We start from the raw sequence: 17,965 nt of genomic DNA, 5'->3' as shown, positions 1-17,965 counted from the left end.
AATTCCTAAGAAAATTACGCTAGGAATTCTAAACGAGGCAACTCATCTTGCGTGAGTTTAGCTTTATTGGGCGCAGTAGAATTACTATTTTGCTAGGGAATTCTAGATGTTTTTTGGGGTTATGGGGTATTTTTAAGAAAATTTTACCTAGGAATTCTAGGTTAGGAATTCTAGAATTTAGCCCTAGGAATTCTAGAATTCCCAAGCCTTGTGTCATCCCCTGACTTGATCGGTGGATGACATTACAAAGAATTCTAGAATTCCATATAGAGATCCTCGGATCAAGCTGGGGGATGACATAGTAGGGAATTCTAGAATTCCCACAAGCTAAAATGTTAAATCTAAAATTCCTAAGAAAATTACGCTAGAAAATCTAGAATTCTAGGTTAAGAATTCTAGATTTACAATGCTAAAAACGCTAAAAAGGCAAATTAGGCTTGCTTTCTTTTATATTAAAAACCTCGCCCACTCTCTCAAAACTTTTGTTAATTCTAGCATTTGAAATGCTGCCATTTTGCGTGGCTTTTAGCAAAATATTGGCTGCCCTACTAGCCTCTGCGCTATCGCTAAAATACATTATATCGCCACCTGCGCCTAAAAATGCATTTACTTTTTGCTCTGTGCTATATCCTGAAATCTTGCTTAAATCAGCGCTGATAATAAGCCCTCCAAAATGAAGTTTAGCTCTAATAAGCCCACCTATTGCGTGGCTTGAAAGGCTTGCTGGTGCGCTTTCATCCATGCTTTTTATCTCGCCATCACCAAGCATAAAAATCCTAACAGACCTAGCAGCCACCGCGCCTCTATAAGTATCTAGCAGCCTGCGAAACTTCTTTGTATCGCTGCTAAAATCTAGCTTAAAGGCTGTTGGCAGACCTGCGTTATTATTTATGCGCAAGCTAGCAGCCGCAAAGGCAGTATCAAGCCCAGCATTTACTAGGACTAGATCGCTCTTTGATAGCAGCAGATCGGCGCTACTTGCGCTACTTTCAAACACCACTTTAAAGCCACTTGCCTTTGCGCTAGCACTAGTGTTTGCATCCTTTACTAGCACAATTCCAGCCTTTGAGCTTTTATCAAAATCGCTCATAATCAGCATGCGGATTTTGCTTTTTAGCCTCTCATCTGGCGTGATTTGCGCAGTTAAATTCTGCTCTGCGCTAGCCTCTATATTTTTGGCTGTTTTTTGCTCTGCTGCCCTGCTGCTTTGCTTGTCTTTTAAAGCAGCTGTTATATCAGCAGCCCTACTTGCTTTTGTGCTCTTTAGTTCAAGCTTTGAGGCGTTTTGATCTTTTAGATTTGTGCTCTCATTATAAAGGCTTTTTAGATCCAAATCAAGCTCTTTAAGCACGCTATTTGCGCCAAACAGTGTTGTGCTAAAAAGCGCACAAACTACGCCCAAAATCAAAATAATTTTTTTCATTTTATTCCTTTTAGCTGCCTGCGTTTTCGTTTAGCTCTTCTGCAACCTTGGCTGCTAGGCGCAGTTTGCCATTATCAAAGTGCGTGTAAATGCGAGAGGTATCTAAGCTAGCATGACCCAAGGCTTCTTGGACTAGCACAAGGTCTTTTTGCTTTTGATAAAGCATAGTTGCAAAGGTGTGGCGCAGCATATGAGCGCCATTTTTTTGCTTTCTTATGCCAGCCTTAAAGAGAATTTGCTCCACCATGCGACTTACATAAGCCTGCGTTAGAGCCTTACCATCTCGGTTTGTAAAGAGCAGTCCTTGATCGCTTAGCATATTTGTAGGCAGGCGGTTTAGCAGCTCTTCTATTAGGTGGCGTTTTATCATTACTACCCTGTATTTATTGCCCTTTCCACGGATTCTAAGCACGAAAAGATCACCCTCAGCACTGATATCACGGCGTTTAAGTGCTAAGGCCTCACTTACACGGATGCCAGTAAAAATTATTATTTTTATGATTAGCTGGTTGCGGGCTGTATTTATGCGAAAATTACTCTCATCAAGAGCGGTTAAAAATCTGCTAACTTCTTCTTCGCTCATGTACTCAGGCAGTTTTACACCCTTTTTGCCTGTGATTCCACCCCAGTTTTTTAGCTCTATATTAAAATTATGCGCTTTGCCCTCTTCTTCGTTTTGGGCATCAAGGAATTTAAAAAAGTTAATTGTAGCTATGCGAAAGTTCTTTTTACTAGCATCGCTCAAAGCCCCAGTCGCACTTGCTAGCACCTCGCTAAGTAGCTCTTCATCAATCTGCGCTAGGCTCTTTAGCTCGTAAAACTCTAAAATCTCATATATTTTTTTAAGTGGATTAAAATAAGTACTAGCCCCACCAAGCCCTGCGTTTCTAGCCTTTTTTACAAGGGCGTCAAGCTCTGCTATATTTTCTACGCCTTTTGTAAGCGCAAGATTTACGCTAGCTAGCACAGCTGGGTCTTTTAGCTCTTTGTTTGAAAGGCTTGTAAGCTTGTATTTTACAAACTTCGTAAGCCAAAATAACATACTTTCTTTAAAGTTCTTTTTACAATCTAGAGGATATTTCATTGACTATAACTTTGTTTTAATTTTAATCTAGGAATTCTAGAGAATTCTAGAATTTTCTATCCATAAAGTGAGCAAATTTTAGAATATAAAAATTCTAGAATTCCCTACCAAATAAAGTGGCAAATTTTAGAATAGGCGTAGTGTGATTAAAGGCTTTTTGCGCTTGCGCAGGGATAGAATATAAATTCATCTGGGGCAGGCGCAAAAAGGCTTTATTCGCAATCCGTCACTAATAACAATTTGCTTAAAAAATCAGTATTTGCGTCCAGCTTTACCACCTATTATAAATCTCAAAGCATTTAACTTAATAAACCCATTTGCGTCTTTTTGATCATACACGCTGTCTTCTTCAAAGGTGCTGTAAGCTGCGTTAAATAAGCTATCATTTGCACTCTCTCTGCCAATTACTGTTACATTACCTTTATAAAGCTCTAAGCGCACCTTGCCGTTTGCGTATTTTTGGCTCTCGTTTATAGCAGCTTGTAGCATTAGTCGCTCTGGGCTATACCAGTAGCCATTGTAGATTAGCTTTGCGTAGCGTGGCATTAGCTCGTCTTTTAGATGAACTGCTTCTCTATCAAGCGTTATGCTCTCTATTGCTCTATGAGCTTTTAGCATAATAGTGCCGCCTGGGGTCTCATAGCAGCCGCGGCTTTTCATACCTACATAGCGGTTTTCTACGATATCTAGCCTGCCTATACCGTTTTTTGCGCCCAGTTCATTTAGAGCGCTTAACATTTCATGTGGTTTTAGAGCTTTGCCATTTAGTGCTACTGGATCGCCGTTTTTATACTCTATTTCTATTGTAGTTACTTCATTTGGCGCATCTTGTGGGCTTAGGCTCCATCTCCACATGTCATCTTGTGGTCTAGCAGCCGGATCTTCAAGCACAAGGCCCTCGTATGAGATGTGAAGCAAGTTTGCATCCATTGAGTATGGCGATTTGCCAGGTTTTTTAGCTATGTCAATGCCGTTTTTTTCAGCATACGCTAGCAGTTTTTCACGACTATTTAGATCCCACTCACGCCATGGAGCGATTACTTTGATGTTTGGATTTAGTGCGTATGCGCCGATTTCAAAGCGCACTTGGTCGTTACCTTTTCCTGTTGCGCCGTGGCTAATAGCATCTGCTTTTGTAGCAGCGGCTATGTCTATTAGGTGCTTTGCGATTAGTGGGCGAGCGATAGATGTGCCTAGTAAATACTCGCCTTCATAAATCGCATTTGCCCTAAACATAGGAAATACAAAATCACGCACAAACTCTTCTCTAAGGTCGCGAATAAAGATATTTTCTTCTTTTATGCCAAGGCTTAGGGCTTTTTTACGAGCAGGGTCAAGCTCTTCGCCTTGCCCGATATCAGCTGTAAATGTCACCACTTCACAGCCGTAAGTATCGCCAAGCCATTTTAAAATAATGCTAGTATCAAGTCCACCGCTATATGCAAGGACTACTTTTTTTATCTCTGCCATTTTTGCTCCTTTTTGGTAAAAATTTCGCCATTATAGCTAAAAATGTCTTATATTAACCATTTTTTAACCTATTTTGCTTAGACTTTCACAAATTTTTTAAAAAGGATAAAAAATGAAAAACATTAGACTTTTTGGCACGAGTGCTACTATAATCACCTTTGCGCTAATTGCTCTATCTGGCGTGGGGCTGTTTTTTGGCATTAGGGCTGGATTTATCAAAACAGCGCACCAGTGGATAGGGCTTGTGATGGTAATAGCCACTCTTGTTCACATAGTAGCAAACTGGCGTGGATTTCTAGGGTATTTTAAGGGCGCAAAAACAGCTGCTATTATCCTACCAGTGGTGATAGTGCTAGGCGCGTGGGTATATAGCACCACTATGCCAAAAGACGCCGCAGCAATGTGGAAAAAAGGTCTAGCCTACGAAAAACTAGTTATGATGGATGTAAATACCGCTATGGACGCACTGGGCGGAAATAAAGCTGGTTTTGCTGAATTTCTAGCTAGCAAGGGTATAAATGCGCCTACTAACATCAGCATAAAAGACTTTGCTAAAGCAAACAAGCTAAAAGAACACGAACTACTTAACGCAATGTTAAAATAAATATTTTCTAGGGAATTCTAGAAAATATTGTAGGGAATTCTAGATAAAAACTCTAGAATTCCCTTATCTTTGCTTATTTAAATATTCTTGTAGCTTCTTACCAAAAACTATACTTTTTACAAAAGAACCTGAGTTTGCTGCATGATAACTACCTTCAAGTTGCATTTTTGGGTAAGCCCCTAAGTCTTCTCCAAGATTCATAATATCAAAGCCAAGTGGTTCGTAAAAGGTCTTATAAAAAGTATAATCAATCAAATATTCACCATTGCTAGTAAAAGGATTTAGTAAAAACACCTTTTTGTGTGGGCTGATTTTATTTATAGCTTCAAGTTTTTCTTTTACATTTTTAATCTGAGAGTCGGTTATTCCTATATCTATTTCTTTTAGTTTTGGTGTAGGTATTGCTATATAATACTTTGGTAGGTGTTGTGTTACGCTAACGCCATCATTAAAATCAATAAAATATCCACCACTATTTCTAGTTTTTATATCAAACCACTCTTTATTTATGTATTTTTCAAAAAAAGCAGTATAAAACTGCGGTGAAATAAGAGAAAATCCATGCTCGCCCAAATACTCAGAGATAAGTTCGTTTATAGGCTTGCTAGTCTTGGCCCAGCTCTTTTGCTTTGTTTCATTACCCAGTAGTGCTGTTTCATTACTATCTAGAGATGTTTTTATATTCTTAAACTCTTCATTTAAAATAAACTTTTCTAGTTCACTATGCATGGTAATCTCATTTATTTTATAGTCTCTTGTTATTGCAAAATTATTTGAAAATATTATAATCGCATCATCTTTTAAATAGTAGTTTGCTATGATTTTAAACATCTTTGCTGTGCGAGGATTTAGAGGCAAACTCTCATAAGCAAAAAATCTTATTTTTTTATCTTTTACAAACTGCTCTGTGATACTATGTATAGCACTCCAGCTAATAGAGCTATCGCCGATTACCAATACATCTACACTCTTTGGCTCATCTTTAAAAAGTGCATTATTTTTAAAATTTGGCATTCTATTTTTGCTAACATATTTTAGCTGCTCAATGCTAAGGCCATAATCGCTAGCTATTTTTTCATACTCGTCCCAAAAAGGATTTAAGATTTTATCTCCAACTACCACTTCTTCTTTTATACCAGTAAAACTAGTTTCTTGCACTTTTTTTGCTATGATTTTTTGATTTATTAAGCCTGCAAAAGCACTAAGTCCAAGCACTAGCAAAGCAAGAGATAAACTAAATGGATTTGCCCAGTTTAAACGAAATACCCTATTTTCACTGCCCTTTATATCAGCTCTAGGCGCAAAAATAAAATATAGCAAAATTACAGCTAAACCTAGCAAAATAGCACTAGCTACAAGCGTATTTCGCCCTGGCATTAGCTCATCAGCACCCACAAAAAAGCGTTTAAAAAATATTATAAACACCGCACTAACAAAAGCAATGCTAAATCCAGCTAATAATAAAACTCTCTTTCTCATCACTGCTTCCTAAAAATCAAAATAAATAAATGGCAGTGGCGAACCAGAAAAGTTTAGTGCAAAATAAAGCAATACTGCTAGCACAAAAACACTAGCAAATGACTTATTGATCACCACATTTCCTTCATCATCTACCTTATAAAATCTAAAAATATGATCAAGCACCACAAAACTAAGCAGAGCAAAAATCACAAAAACATAATAAGGCGAAAGTGTATTAAAATCTTTTGATAAAAAGCCAAACATCTTTGCAACTAGCTCACAAGCAAGAGAAAAATCCAACCTAAAAAATGCCCAAGCCACAGCCACAACTATCATCGTAATAAGCCAACGAAACAGCCTTGGTATTCTCATATAAGATTTGAAAAATAATTTCTCAAAAATTATCACAATACCATGCAACGCACCCCAAACAGCAAATCCAAGCCCAGCACCATGCCACACACCACTTAGCACAAACACTACAAAAATATTAAAGCAGCTTTTCGATTTGCCAACTCTAGAACCACCAAGCGGGATATAAAGATAATCCCTAAACCAAGTAGAAAGCGATATATGCCACCTATGCCAAAACTCAGTGAGCGAACAAGCAAGATAAGGATAGTTGAAATTCGCTTTTAGCCTAAATCCCATAAGCAGCGCAAAACCAATAGCCATATCGCTATATCCACTAAAATCAGCATAAATCTGCGCGCTAAAGCCTAAAATCGTAGCCCAAGCCTCCAAAGTACTCATATTTCCAATGCCAAAGTCTATATTCCAATTCACATAAGCACCGATATTATCAGCTATCAAAAGCTTTTTAACAAGCCCGGAACTAATCAAAATCATAGCCAAAGTAAAGTAATGTAAAGTAAGCTTTTGTGGCTCTAAAATATTTGCAAAAATTTGCTTTGCTCTAAGTATAGGACCGCTTGCCAAATGTGGCCAAAAAGCCACGAAAAGCAAGCACTCTAAGAAGTTTTCAAAAGGTTTGGTACGATCTTGATACAAATCCACAAAATACCCAATAACGCTAAAAGCATAAAAGCTAAGACCTAATGGCAAAACAAGCCCTAAAATATAATCATCTAGTCCAAAAACACCAAGAAAATAATCAAAATACTTAAAAAATAGCAGTGGAGTAAGAGATAAAAGTATAAAAATCCAAAGTTTAACCTTGCTTTTTTTATCACTACAAAGTATCTTAGCAAACGCTGAAATAACAGCATAATAAATTAACAAAGCAATAGCTGGTGGATACCACAACGCATAAAAAAGCGCAGAATAAAGTGCTATAAAATAATCTTTTACTCTTGGATATTTGATATTAAAGCTAAAAAGTTTTTCATTAAAAACCGTGTAAAAAAGCGCAAAAAAGATTAAAATCAATAAAAAAACTAGGTTGTTTGTAAAACTCATTGTCTCTCTTTTTATCAAAAATAAAAAACCAAAAAGCATTTTGGTGGCTCTAAAAAGCCCCTAGATAAAAATGCATTGCTCAAAGCATGCTAAAAATACATAAAATTTTGGCGAGAGAGTGAGAGATTTTAAAAAATCCCCCAAAGCCCCCAAACAAAATAATTACTCGGACTATTATAAATAAAAAATTCTAATAAAATACTTATAAAAAACTAAAACAAACTCTAAAAATATAACTCTACAATTAAGTATCCAAATCAATATTTTACAAAAAAGATAAAACTTAGCTATTTTTTCATAGGACAAGCTAAAACATTGATTTTATAATGATTTATAGAATTTAATTTTTTTATTTTTTAATTTTAGCTATTTTTTCATAGGACAAGCTAAAACATTGATTTTATAATGATTTAAATATATAGTATTTTTAATTTTTTAGCTATGTGTGTGTCCCCCGCGCGCACGCGTATACTAATTATGTCAAATGAATTTTTATAATATTCTAGCCGTCCAATGAAAATTAGTGCTTCGCCCTTTTACACCAAAAAAGAAAAACTAGAATTTCATTTCAGCTTAAACATCAACTAGCCATTTAAAGCATTTTAATGGGTCTATTATGCTTTAAAAATAAAAAGTAATACCCAAATAGCACTAAAAGCCTTTTAGGCTCTCACAGCTCTCTAAAGTGGCAAGAATAAGATTTTTCTCTTTTTTGGTGTAAAAGGCTTTTGAGCGTTAGCGAAAAAGCCCATAATTTCAGAGATTTTTTTGGTTTGCCTGTAAAACTATATTGACTTTAGTGGTTTTTAGATCTATGCTTGTTGATTTTTTTAAAAAAATATATTATACTTCTGTATAAACTTGAAAGGAAGTATTTTATGGAAGTAACACTTAATAAGTGGGGAAATTCTATGGGGATTAGAATTCCAAACTCGCTTATACAACAATTAGATTTAAAAGAAAATATGCTTTTAAAAATAAACGCTATTAAAAATAAGCTTGTAATTGAAAAAAAAGAAAAAAGCATAGAGAGCTTGTGTGAAAAAATTACAGATGAAAACCTGAATATTTACAATGATTTTTCAAGCATAGGCAAAGAGTGGTAAGATGAACTACACACCACAAAAGGGGCATATTGTGTGGATTGATTTTAATCCACAGCTTGGTAGCGAACAAGCAGGAAAAAGACCAGCACTTGTATTAAGTCCTAGCATTTATAACTCAAAAACTGGTCTTTGCTTGGTAGTCCCTATCACTACGCAAATTAAGGGCTATCCATTTGAAATACCAATAAAAACAAAAACAGTAAATGGTGTAGCCTTGTGCGACCAAATAAAGAGCTTTGATTATAGAGCAAGGAATTTTGCCTTTGCTGATAATCTTGGTAAAAATAACTTTAATGAAATTGTAGAGTTTATAAATAGCATTATAATCACTAAAATTTAGTCCTCATAAGTGGCTGTGCGACATTTTATTTTGTGATTTAAATTAACAACGCTCACACAGCCAAGCTGATGATAGCGGCGTTGCTTAATCGCTATCGGCTTCAATGGATATTATAGCATATTTGCTTTTAGCCTTGAGTTTTTCTTTCAAAATTCTCAAAATCAATTATAGAGCGATACATAAAAATTCTTGCATCATCTAAAAAAATCTTATAATCAGCAATATCTCTACGCTCTCCACCACTTGTTATGTGGTTACCTAACTCATCAAGAGCGTCTGCTCTTTGTTCTAACATTTCAGCGAGAGAAATATTATTATAGCCACGCCACTGTTCAGCTATATCCCTAAGCTGGTTTTTAATGTGATTTAGCTCACAAAAGAATAGCTTTTGCTCTTCTGTCATCATTATTCTACCTACATTATGTTAGATTTTTTATGCTTTTTTATAAAAAGCTCTTGCTTTTTAGCTAGATTTTTAGTATAATGCCACCTGATTTCGAGGGGGATGCTTTTCCCCCATTTCTACTCAAAATCCCTGCATTCATAGTTATCACTTTTTATATCTTTGTTTTTTAATTTTTCACAAAAACAACATTTTCAGGGTCAATCTCATCAAGAGCTTTAATTATAGCATTTAGTGCCTTTTCTTTTAGATTTGGATTTATTTCTATACTAAGCTCCAATGTGCTAAAAATATGTCCGCCAAAACTTTCACAATCACTTTTTCGCAGTAAAAAATCAATCATTTTTTTAGCGTAATCTACATTTTTGCCTTGTATTTGATGATTGCCATTTTGATATATTGTAATAACTGCTCCATCTGATTTTGCCATATAGCTATTCCCACGCTTCTCAAAATCAAATAGCTTTGAAAACAACTCCAGCTTATCATTTTGGCTCATTATCTTTCTCTTTGGGGTTCTTTATTTTGTATTTGTTTGTCTTTTATACTCAGATTTTTGATGAATTCTTTTTGCTTTTCTATTCTCTTATCATTCAAAGTATTTTCAATTCTAGCTTGAAAATTTTGAACGAAATTATTTAAATCTATATTCTCATTGCTTATTAGTTTATGCTTCTTAACTTCATCGGCTAAAAGCATATTTAACTCATCAGCTCCGCAATATGCTATCCTTTCATTGATTTGCCATAATTGTTTGTGATTAAAATACTCAGGATATTTGTTCAATAAAAAGTTTAAATCATACAAATCCCTTACTTTATCCCTGCCATTAAATGCTGCTATTTTCATATCTATTAGCTCTGAAATATTATAAACATTAACTCCATCTATATTCGTGTATGTCAAAGAACCTTGCTGTAAAAAGATTTTATTTCTATTGCTCACTTCTATTTTTAGCGGATAATTTCCTAAATGTGATTGTCCACCATAATCTAGCATAGTCCTGAAAACAGTGTCAGTATCTTTTTTAATAGTAATGTTGTAGTCCCTAAAGTTTTTATTAGATTTTAATAGTTTAGTTATATCCATATTATTACTTTTGGCATCCAAATCAATATCCTCTGAATATCTATTCAAGCCATAATATAAGGATAAAGCAGTCCCACCCTTTAGCACAAAATTATCATTTAGTGCCTGCAAAACCTTTTTGATTATGTCTATTCTCTCTTTTTGATAATTTTCATACATCTTGATTTTCCTTATCCAAAAAATAGTATTTAGTCAATTCGTATTTTAAAAAGTTTTTAATATTATCTAATGTTTTATACTTTTTTAAAATCTCATAAAGCTCTTTTGCTTCATCGTCATCCAAATAATCATATACACAATTTTTTAGCTCTTTTATCTCATTTTTTAGCACCAAATCAGCAATAGCTCTTGGGTAGTTAGCTACATAGTCTTTTTTGCCAATAAACGATATAAAACGCTCACTTATCCCCCAGTCGCCTAAATCTTTGTTGAAAGTATATTTTTGTGGCCTGCAACCCCAATAAGATAATGGGTGCCAATCAGCAATAGCACCACTTTCTTTTGCTAAATTTAAAGCTTCCCAGCCCGAATAATACTCTTTTATCATTGTTTTACCATCATTTTGCTTTTAAGTTACAAAAATTATAACAAATTTTTATCTATCTTTCTCTTTCAGGCTCTTTGTTTCCTTCTAACTTCTTAGAAAAGCTCACAGCTCTTATTTTGTTTTTTAAAGTGCCATATTTGATTTTTATATCGTTAAAATCACTTAGTTTTTGTTCTACATCATCTTTATTTAATGCTGGACTAAAAACTTTTACCGCTGGTAACTTTTCCTTTACTTCAAGAGCTTTATTTAACCCAACATTGATATTTTTGGCTATATCGTTATCAGCATAAATACTTATAGGTTTGTCAGGATAAAGATTGTGTATTTTTTCTGCCACAAAGAGTAAATTACCAGCGTCAACTGCCATTATCGTGGCTTTTTTCAGCTCATCTTCTAGAGTTTTAGCAGTAGCAAATCCCTCGCAGATAATAAACTCATCTTGATCATCTAAGGGCTTGCTAGTATAAAAACAGCCTTTTTTCTTTGCTGGGAATTCTAGATTTTGCTCTTTTTCTTCGGTCGTGCGAATTGCTCCAATAAACTTATCGCCTTTTTGTGTTATTCTTTGAACACTCCAAAGCTTACCATTTTCATCTTGCAATGGTATAAGTAAATTGCCATTTTTATCAAGTTTTATATCCTGCCCTGCACCTATCTCTTTTTTGGTTAAGTAAGGATGATTTTCTACTTGTTTTGCTGCTTGATATTCTGCGCAGAGCCTATCTGCTGTCTGCAGATATTTAAGCTCCAGCTCTTGCTCTCTTGCCAATATTTTTTGCCTATTTTCCTCAATTTGTTTTTTGTATACTGCTTTATAATCAGTATCGTATTTCACTTTACCATCATATTTCCACTTAATACCACCCTCGCCACTTTTAAAATTTTGAATATAGCCAGCAGGATGTCCATCTAAATGTAAAGCATAAGCTCCGCTAGTTTTGCTGCCAAGATCACCAGCAACTCTTAATCTATGAATTTTGCCATCGGCTATTATATTTTTATCTATAATAAACCCTTGCTCTCTTAATGAATTTTCAAATTGAGCTAATACTGCTTCTGTGTCAAAATTACTCATATATTTTGACCTCTATCTGTTGGCTGATTGCTTCTGCTTTGCTCTTTAGTTTTAGCCGTTTTTGCTAGATTGTTTTTTTTTATATTTTCCAAAGCAAGCTCTTGCATTTGGGTTTGCTTTTTCACACAGCCCAAATATTCAGGAATACTTATTTTATATTTTTGTTCTAGCTTCTTTTCTGCTTCTATTTTTTGAGCTTCATTTTTGTTTTCAGCAAAAGTAGTTTGTATTTTTTCATAATCTCTTCCATAAGCCTGAAATGCAACACTATCCTCTCTAAATTTCTTTACATAATCAGGCTCATTTTTATCATTATAAATTGTAGTTTTGGTTTCAGCTTTCTCATCAAAAACTTCACTATTCTTTTTTGGAGTTTCTTCCCCTCTTGTAACTTCTTTTGCTCTTTGATCATTCCAAGCTCTTATGAAGCTTTGCCTATCTTGTTCTTTATCTTTGCTCAAAAAGTTATCTATAAAATGTGCCATAAAAGCCGAAGCCTCTGGTGATAAATCTTTTGGAATAGCATTTTGTAATGCTTTGGTAAATTGATGAGCTTTGCTGGCTAATTTTTTTTCAGTAATTTCACTAGGAATTCTACATATTCTATCTAACTTAGCTTTTGTTTTAACAACACTTTTGTTTTTATTATTATCTATTTGATCAGCTTGTTGAAGTAAATGTTCAAAGCCTTGCCCCATATCTTTAATTCCCATTTGGAAATCTTTAAAACTAACAATATGAATTCCGTTTTTATCATCTTTTAGTGTCAAAGAAAAATCTAATTTTTTGCTGGTATCAATACCGCCTCCATTTTGCATATTTATCTCGTGGCAAAAGGCATCTAGATTAACTAGCTTATGCAAAAAAAGTTCAGCTAACTCAGGCTCATTATCAATTGAAGAATAACCATTTTCATCTTGCATTGCTTCACCAACGAGATCATCAGCAATTGACTTACCAAATTTTTCAGCAAGATACTCTTCATTATTTAGAATTTTAATACCAATTAATTCGCAATTTTCATATATCTTTTTAGCCTCTAATCTGAAAATACTTTCATTTGCTAATAGATCGGTATTATTAAGATTTTGTGTATTATTTTCCATCATCCTCTCCTTCGATGTTTTAGATTAAATTTTTGTTTGGCAGCAAAATTTAAGAAAGTTTATCTATGGAATTTTAAAAAATTCCCTAAACACCTAATTAAAATTTTTAAAAAAAATATTTTATAAATAATGATATCTTATTTATAAAATTCTAAAATTTTTACAAATTTTTCATCTAAGTTTTTTAAATTATCTTTTTTTAGAAATGCTAAAAAATCAGAATTAAATTTTTCATCTTTTAAAGCAATTTCTACTAAATTATTAGAAAAATCAATTAAAGATTTTTCAATAACTTTCCGCTCTTTCTCAACAGCTTTAAGATATTTAGCTTTTAGATTTTTTATTTTTTCATTATTTGGTGTCAGCATTTTTTTTGCTCCTTTCTTTCATCGTGTATTGTAATAAAAGTTAGCTTAAAGGAAGTTTAAGAAAAGGCGTGCTACAATTCTCATTGACTAAATGCAGGAAAGGGCAAAAAGTGCCTAACATATATATGTTATCCCTTTTTGCCCACCTGCGCTGCCGCAGGCTCTTTGTATTTTGGCAAGCCAAAATAGGCATTAAATGCTAGAGCATTTAATGCGAAAGTCCCAAGATTTTTTTTCAAAAATCTTGGGAAGTTTTCTAAACAACATTAAGGAAAAAATATGAAAATGTTTTCATTTTTTATAACTGATGAAAATAAAAAATTTTTAAAAGAATTATCTCAAGAAACTAAAACTAATATGAGCCAAATTATAAATTCTATGATAAATGAAGCATCAAAAAAAGAAAATTTTAAAAATAAAAATAGTGATTATAATGAGCTAGAAAATACTCCAGATAGTAAAATAAAAATTGTCAAAGTTAGAATAAATGAAAATGAATATTTAAAGCTTAAAAAATTAGCAGTTAGCGAATTTTTAAATGTAAGTAGATATATAAAATTTTTGATTTCTCAAAAAATTTATACTGATACTAATCCAGCAAATTCTCAAATAAATGAAATAAATCAAATAAGAAAAGATTTGCTAAAAATCGGTGTAAATATTAACTCTATAGCTAAAAAAATAAATACAGATAATTATGCTAGTAATGATCTACTAAATTTATTGTCAGAGACACTTAAAGATATACAAAAGCAAGATAATACAATTAAGTTAAAAATCAATAGCTTTGCTTCAATAAATAAGGATAGATTTTAATTATGCCTCGTAATATTTATGATGAATTTGATGAATATAGAACCAAAACAATTTATCTTGGAAAACAGCAAAAAATAAATCTACCAGTTGCTTATATTGAGCGCAATATAAGCAACTATAATTTTCGTAATACCTTTACAAAAAATTATGAAAAACAGCACGGAAAAACTCCTAAGTTTTCATTAAAATCTACAAATAAAAATCAATACACAAAAAATACAGAAGTTGTTGTAAAGCTGAGCTCTAGTTCAAGAAATATGAAATCAATAAAAAATCATATTGATTATATAACACGCAATGGACAAATAGATTTTTATTTGCCTACAACTGAGCAAGATAAAAGCGAAGCCGAGTATAGAATAGGTCTTACAGCTGGCGAGCAATTTAGCGCTCCTAATAGCTTAAAAATAAGAAATTTAATAAAATCTCAGTATGAAGATTTTATTGATGATGACAAAGAAATTAGACGCACTTTTAATATGATTTTTTCAATGAAAGACTACACTGGAGTTAATGAATTTGGCTTTGATCCGCACCTAGTTAGAAAAGCAGCTATACATACGATTGAAAAACACTATCCAAATAATTTTTTTGTCGCTGCTTTACATACTGATACCAACAATCCACATTGCCACATTTGTTTAAAAATTAGAGATAATGATGGTAAAAGAATTGATATTCGTAAATATGATTTAATAAAACTTAGGCAAACTTTTGCGCAGGAATTATGCAACAGAAATATTGAAGCCACTGCTACATTAAGAAAAGATAGACCTTTCAATAAAGAAAAAGAAATTCAACGCTCTAGCTATCCTTACGACATCCAAAGCAATAGCAAATTCCAAACACACACACTAATCAAAAATCCTCGCTCCAATGCTGTCAAAAATAGCTGTTTTGAAATCGTTGATTTTGGCGAAAAAAAATACAAAGAAAGTGATAAAAAAGGAACTTTTTATATTACTTATCAAACTAAAGATTACAAACCAGTCACCATTTGGGGCAAAGATTTAAAACGACTTATTGAGCAACATAATTTGAAGAAAGGCTCATTTGCAAAATTCCAGCAAATCGGCACAATCTACGAACAAAAATCACGCCAAGTTCATAAGAACGATAACCTCTTTAATGTTACAGAATATATACCGACTAAGAAGTGGGATTGTATTGTATACAATGCCGAGACCAATACATTAAGCAAGGATAAATTTGATCCAAAATTACCAAAAGTTGAACAACCAAAAACAGAGATAAGCTTTATCAAAAAACTTACTAAGGATGAATACGATGAGCGACCAAATAAACTCACAAGAAAAGCACCAAACGCAAGAAAATACACAAGAGAGCAGTGGGCAATTTACAACGCAAACAGAGCAAAAGCAAAACCGATACAGCGAGAATTTGGCTTATGTCTCACCAACAACCTATCAACTAGTCCAGCTAGGTCGCCACGAAGTTTTACCGCCATCACTGACTATATGCGAGCTGTGTCCGCAGAGCCTATGGACGCTAATAAACAATCAAGAGCTGAATTGCTTTTGCCAAGCAATGCACAGTCTAACATACCAACACCATCAACCTCAATCAGTGAGCCAGTGCGACCAGCAGATCCGAGCGATAGAGGAATTTCTAGCCAGCCAACAAGAAAAATAGAAAAAGAAATAGAAAGATAAACTAGCCCTTGAGCTTTATCAATTTCCAAGCAAGAAAACTTCCGCTTCTAATCAGCATATCAACTTGCTTTTGCCCAAAATACAAAGAACAGCAAGGAAAGAGCAACGGCTGGGAACGATGATCGTTAGCCCAGCCACAGCTCTTTTAATGAGCTGTTTTAGTGTTATTTTTTGATTGTAAATAAGCTTTAAAAAACAAATATCCAGCGTAGCAAGTTACAACACCACCAAACACTAAAAATAATTCTTGATTTGTCATTTTTGTCCCCTTTTCAGCTTCTATTTGTTCGTATTTAGCCTGATATTCTTCAAAAAGAATAGAAATAGAAAGATAAACTAGCCCTTGAGTTTTATCAAGGGCTAGTAAAATTTGAAGAATTATTTTGAGAAATATTTTGTATTATCTCTATTTTTCATCATTTCTTCTACTGAAATAACTACACGAAGCCGATGAAACATATCATTTATCGTCTTATATTTATTTGTATTTAAAGCATCTTTATACTTTAAAGCATCTTCGGCAATTAATTCTTTACCATAAACAGAATTACATTCGCTAAAGAATTTTGTTCTCTCATTTTTCTCAAAAGAACTTTGGATTGTAAGCAAGTTTTTTTCTACTTCTTGGCAGTTTTTATAGTTCTCGTGTGAAGTAATTTCTTTTGGTAGATTATCGCCACATCCAGCTAGAAATACTCCAGCAACTACTACGCTTAAAGCTAATTTTTTCATTTTTTCTCCTATTTGTGAAATGATTTTTGATTATACATAATTTTGCTAAACTAATAAGCAGACCTTTGACATTTTCGTCAAAGGCTGTTGAATGGTTTTTAATTATTTTGAGAAGTATTTTGTATTGTCTCTGTTGCTATCTTGTGCTTTAGAGTAAGAATAAGAAACAAACGACTTATGAAGTTCATTTAAAGACAATTTCCCTTTTTTTATTAAATGTTCTGTTCTATTATTCTTAAAATCATCAATTGCACTTTTATTTAATAGATCATCATAATTTCTTTCTTTGAAATATCTAGTGCAATTTGAGTAAAACTCCACTCTCTCATCTTTTTCAAACGAGTTTTGAATTGTAAGCAAGTTTTTTTCTACTTCTTGGCAGTTTTTATAGTTCTCGTGTGAAGTAATTTCTTTTGGTAGATTATCGCCACATCCAGCTAGAAATACTCCAGCAACTACTACGCTTAAAGCTAATTTTTTCATTTTTTCTCCTATTTGTGAAATAATTTTTGATTATACATAATTTTACTAAATTTACAAAACTTATGCTCTTAAGCTTGGATCATATTTTTGTGCATCCAAAAAGTCCTCATACTTAGCCTCTACCTCTGCTTCCATTTCAGCTTCTATTTGTTCGCATTCAGCTTGGTCTTCTTCAATGCGTTCTTTTTCATACTCATCATAATACTTGTCGTATGTTACTTCAAGCACATTACACATAGCCACAAAAGTAGCTTTTATGCGCTCGCAATAAATTTCATAATCACCAAAAGTATCCCAAACTAAATTCTCAAACTCAGACCAGCTCCTTTCTTTGATATCCTTATGCTCATCTAACCATTTTAAATTTGGCAATTTTAGACCATTTGTAAATCTTTCTTGAGCTAAACTTTGTATTTTTATGATAACTTTTCGCTTTTTATTTAGTATTTCTATGCTGAGCCTGCTATCTTCATCATCGTGATGAGAATTCAAGCCTATAAACAAGTCGATTTGTTTGACATCTATAGGCTCAAACAAAGTTACAATCGGTGTTTCTATGAAATTACTGATAGCATCTGCGCAGCCTAAGCAATATTCATATGCATCATAATTCTCCATTTCAGCTCTAGTTGGCGGAGCTGGAACAATTAGTTTTAATAGTTCATCAGCTACACTCTTTGGATCAAAAGATTTCAATGCTTCATTTTCCATTTTTTCTCCTTTTAAAAAAAGTAATCAGCATTTTATTATAATAAACATTAAA

The 17,965-nt window shown here is 33.4% G+C and carries 20 protein-coding genes; 5 read left to right on the top strand and 15 right to left on the bottom strand.

The features are described 5' to 3' along the window. Positions 1-418 precede the first annotated feature (418 nt). The 3 genes from PTQ34_RS03380 to PTQ34_RS03370 form a co-directional block, all read right to left on the bottom strand. Positions 419-1,423: a glycoside hydrolase family 3 N-terminal domain-containing protein gene (locus PTQ34_RS03380; protein WP_273932118.1), complete on the bottom strand. Its 1,005-nt coding sequence runs from the start codon at positions 1,421-1,423 to the stop codon at positions 419-421. Positions 1,424-1,433: 10 nt separating this feature from the next. Continuing rightward, complete coding sequence (locus tag PTQ34_RS03375; protein ID WP_273932117.1) at positions 1,434-2,507, bottom strand: tyrosine-type recombinase/integrase; 1,074 nt, start codon at positions 2,505-2,507, stop codon at positions 1,434-1,436. Between the two features lie 252 nt (positions 2,508-2,759). After that, positions 2,760-3,977, bottom strand: coding sequence for an argininosuccinate synthase (locus PTQ34_RS03370; protein ID WP_273932116.1), 1,218 nt, complete (start codon positions 3,975-3,977; stop codon positions 2,760-2,762). Between the two features lie 112 nt (positions 3,978-4,089). Here PTQ34_RS03370 and PTQ34_RS03365 point away from each other — a divergent pair, with 112 nt between their 5' ends. After that, complete coding sequence (locus tag PTQ34_RS03365; protein ID WP_273932115.1) at positions 4,090-4,581, top strand: DUF4405 domain-containing protein; 492 nt, start codon at positions 4,090-4,092, stop codon at positions 4,579-4,581. 63 nt (positions 4,582-4,644) lie between these two features. Here the strand turns inward: PTQ34_RS03365 and PTQ34_RS03360 are convergent, their stop codons facing one another. Together PTQ34_RS03360 and PTQ34_RS03355 are read right to left on the bottom strand one after the other, a co-directional pair. Then, positions 4,645-6,060 (bottom strand): hypothetical protein, encoded by a 1,416-nt coding sequence (locus tag PTQ34_RS03360; RefSeq protein WP_273932114.1) that lies wholly within the window; start codon positions 6,058-6,060, stop codon positions 4,645-4,647. A 9-nt stretch (positions 6,061-6,069) separates the two neighbouring features. Continuing rightward, a complete protein-coding gene (locus PTQ34_RS03355) occupies positions 6,070-7,461 on the bottom strand; it encodes an MBOAT family O-acyltransferase (protein WP_273932113.1) in 1,392 nt (463 codons plus the stop codon). 878 nt (positions 7,462-8,339) lie between these two features. Here PTQ34_RS03355 and PTQ34_RS03350 point away from each other — a divergent pair. Then, on the top strand, positions 8,340-8,567 hold the full coding sequence (locus tag PTQ34_RS03350; RefSeq protein WP_273932112.1) for an AbrB/MazE/SpoVT family DNA-binding domain-containing protein: 228 nt from the start codon (positions 8,340-8,342) through the stop codon (positions 8,565-8,567). A gap of 1 nt (position 8,568) precedes the next feature. Further along, on the top strand, positions 8,569-8,907 hold the full coding sequence (mazF, locus tag PTQ34_RS03345) for an endoribonuclease MazF (RefSeq protein ID WP_273932111.1): 339 nt from the start codon (positions 8,569-8,571) through the stop codon (positions 8,905-8,907). Between the two features lie 127 nt (positions 8,908-9,034). Here the strand turns inward: mazF and PTQ34_RS03340 are convergent, their stop codons facing one another. The 7 genes from PTQ34_RS03340 to PTQ34_RS03310 form a co-directional block, all read right to left on the bottom strand. After that, the gene (locus PTQ34_RS03340) at positions 9,035-9,313 is read right to left on the bottom strand and encodes a hypothetical protein (protein ID WP_057031531.1); all 279 of its coding nucleotides are present in this window, start codon (positions 9,311-9,313) and stop codon (positions 9,035-9,037) included. A gap of 166 nt (positions 9,314-9,479) precedes the next feature. Then, positions 9,480-9,809, bottom strand: a complete 330-nt coding sequence (locus PTQ34_RS03335) for a hypothetical protein (protein ID WP_273932109.1) — start codon at positions 9,807-9,809, stop codon at positions 9,480-9,482. Continuing rightward, positions 9,809-10,558, bottom strand: a complete 750-nt coding sequence (locus PTQ34_RS03330) for a nucleotidyl transferase AbiEii/AbiGii toxin family protein (RefSeq protein ID WP_273932108.1) — start codon at positions 10,556-10,558, stop codon at positions 9,809-9,811. Before PTQ34_RS03330 ends, PTQ34_RS03335 begins: the two co-directional genes overlap by 1 nt. Further along, positions 10,551-10,946 carry a hypothetical protein gene (locus tag PTQ34_RS03325; protein WP_273932106.1) on the bottom strand — a complete coding sequence of 132 codons (396 nt, stop codon included), beginning with the start codon at positions 10,944-10,946 and terminating at the stop codon, positions 10,551-10,553. Before PTQ34_RS03325 ends, PTQ34_RS03330 begins: the two co-directional genes overlap by 8 nt. Before the next feature lie 52 nt (positions 10,947-10,998). Beyond that, positions 10,999-12,024, bottom strand: coding sequence for a hypothetical protein (locus tag PTQ34_RS03320; protein ID WP_057097539.1), 1,026 nt, complete (start codon positions 12,022-12,024; stop codon positions 10,999-11,001). Beyond that, on the bottom strand, positions 12,021-13,130 hold the full coding sequence (locus tag PTQ34_RS03315) for a hypothetical protein (RefSeq protein WP_273932105.1): 1,110 nt from the start codon (positions 13,128-13,130) through the stop codon (positions 12,021-12,023). The genes PTQ34_RS03320 and PTQ34_RS03315 overlap by 4 nt, the downstream gene beginning before the upstream one ends. Positions 13,131-13,267: 137 nt before the next feature. Next, the gene (locus tag PTQ34_RS03310; RefSeq protein WP_273932104.1) at positions 13,268-13,498 is read right to left on the bottom strand and encodes a hypothetical protein; all 231 of its coding nucleotides are present in this window, start codon (positions 13,496-13,498) and stop codon (positions 13,268-13,270) included. 279 nt (positions 13,499-13,777) lie between these two features. Here PTQ34_RS03310 and PTQ34_RS03305 point away from each other — a divergent pair, with 279 nt between their 5' ends. Further along, a complete protein-coding gene (locus PTQ34_RS03305) occupies positions 13,778-14,314 on the top strand; it encodes a hypothetical protein (RefSeq protein ID WP_273932103.1) in 537 nt (178 codons plus the stop codon). A 2-nt stretch (positions 14,315-14,316) separates the two neighbouring features. Further along, a complete protein-coding gene (gene mobP1, locus PTQ34_RS03300; RefSeq protein WP_273932101.1) occupies positions 14,317-15,987 on the top strand; it encodes a MobP1 family relaxase in 1,671 nt (556 codons plus the stop codon). Positions 15,988-16,365: 378 nt separating this feature from the next. Here mobP1 and PTQ34_RS03295 read toward each other — a convergent pair whose 3' ends face one another. The 3 genes from PTQ34_RS03295 to PTQ34_RS03285 form a co-directional block, all read right to left on the bottom strand. Continuing rightward, a complete protein-coding gene (locus PTQ34_RS03295; protein ID WP_273932100.1) occupies positions 16,366-16,719 on the bottom strand; it encodes a hypothetical protein in 354 nt (117 codons plus the stop codon). 102 nt (positions 16,720-16,821) lie between these two features. Continuing rightward, positions 16,822-17,202, bottom strand: coding sequence for an entry exclusion lipoprotein TrbK (gene trbK, locus PTQ34_RS03290; protein WP_273932099.1), 381 nt, complete (start codon positions 17,200-17,202; stop codon positions 16,822-16,824). A gap of 60 nt (positions 17,203-17,262) precedes the next feature. Further along, on the bottom strand, positions 17,263-17,913 hold the full coding sequence (locus PTQ34_RS03285; protein WP_273932097.1) for a hypothetical protein: 651 nt from the start codon (positions 17,911-17,913) through the stop codon (positions 17,263-17,265). Positions 17,914-17,965 lie beyond the last annotated feature (52 nt).

The organism is Campylobacter magnus (assembly GCF_028649595.1).
Classification (GTDB): Bacteria; Campylobacterota; Campylobacteria; order Campylobacterales; family Campylobacteraceae; genus Campylobacter; species Campylobacter magnus.
The sequence above is the reverse complement of the archived record's forward strand: the minus strand, read 5'-3'. Positions and strand labels throughout refer to the sequence as shown.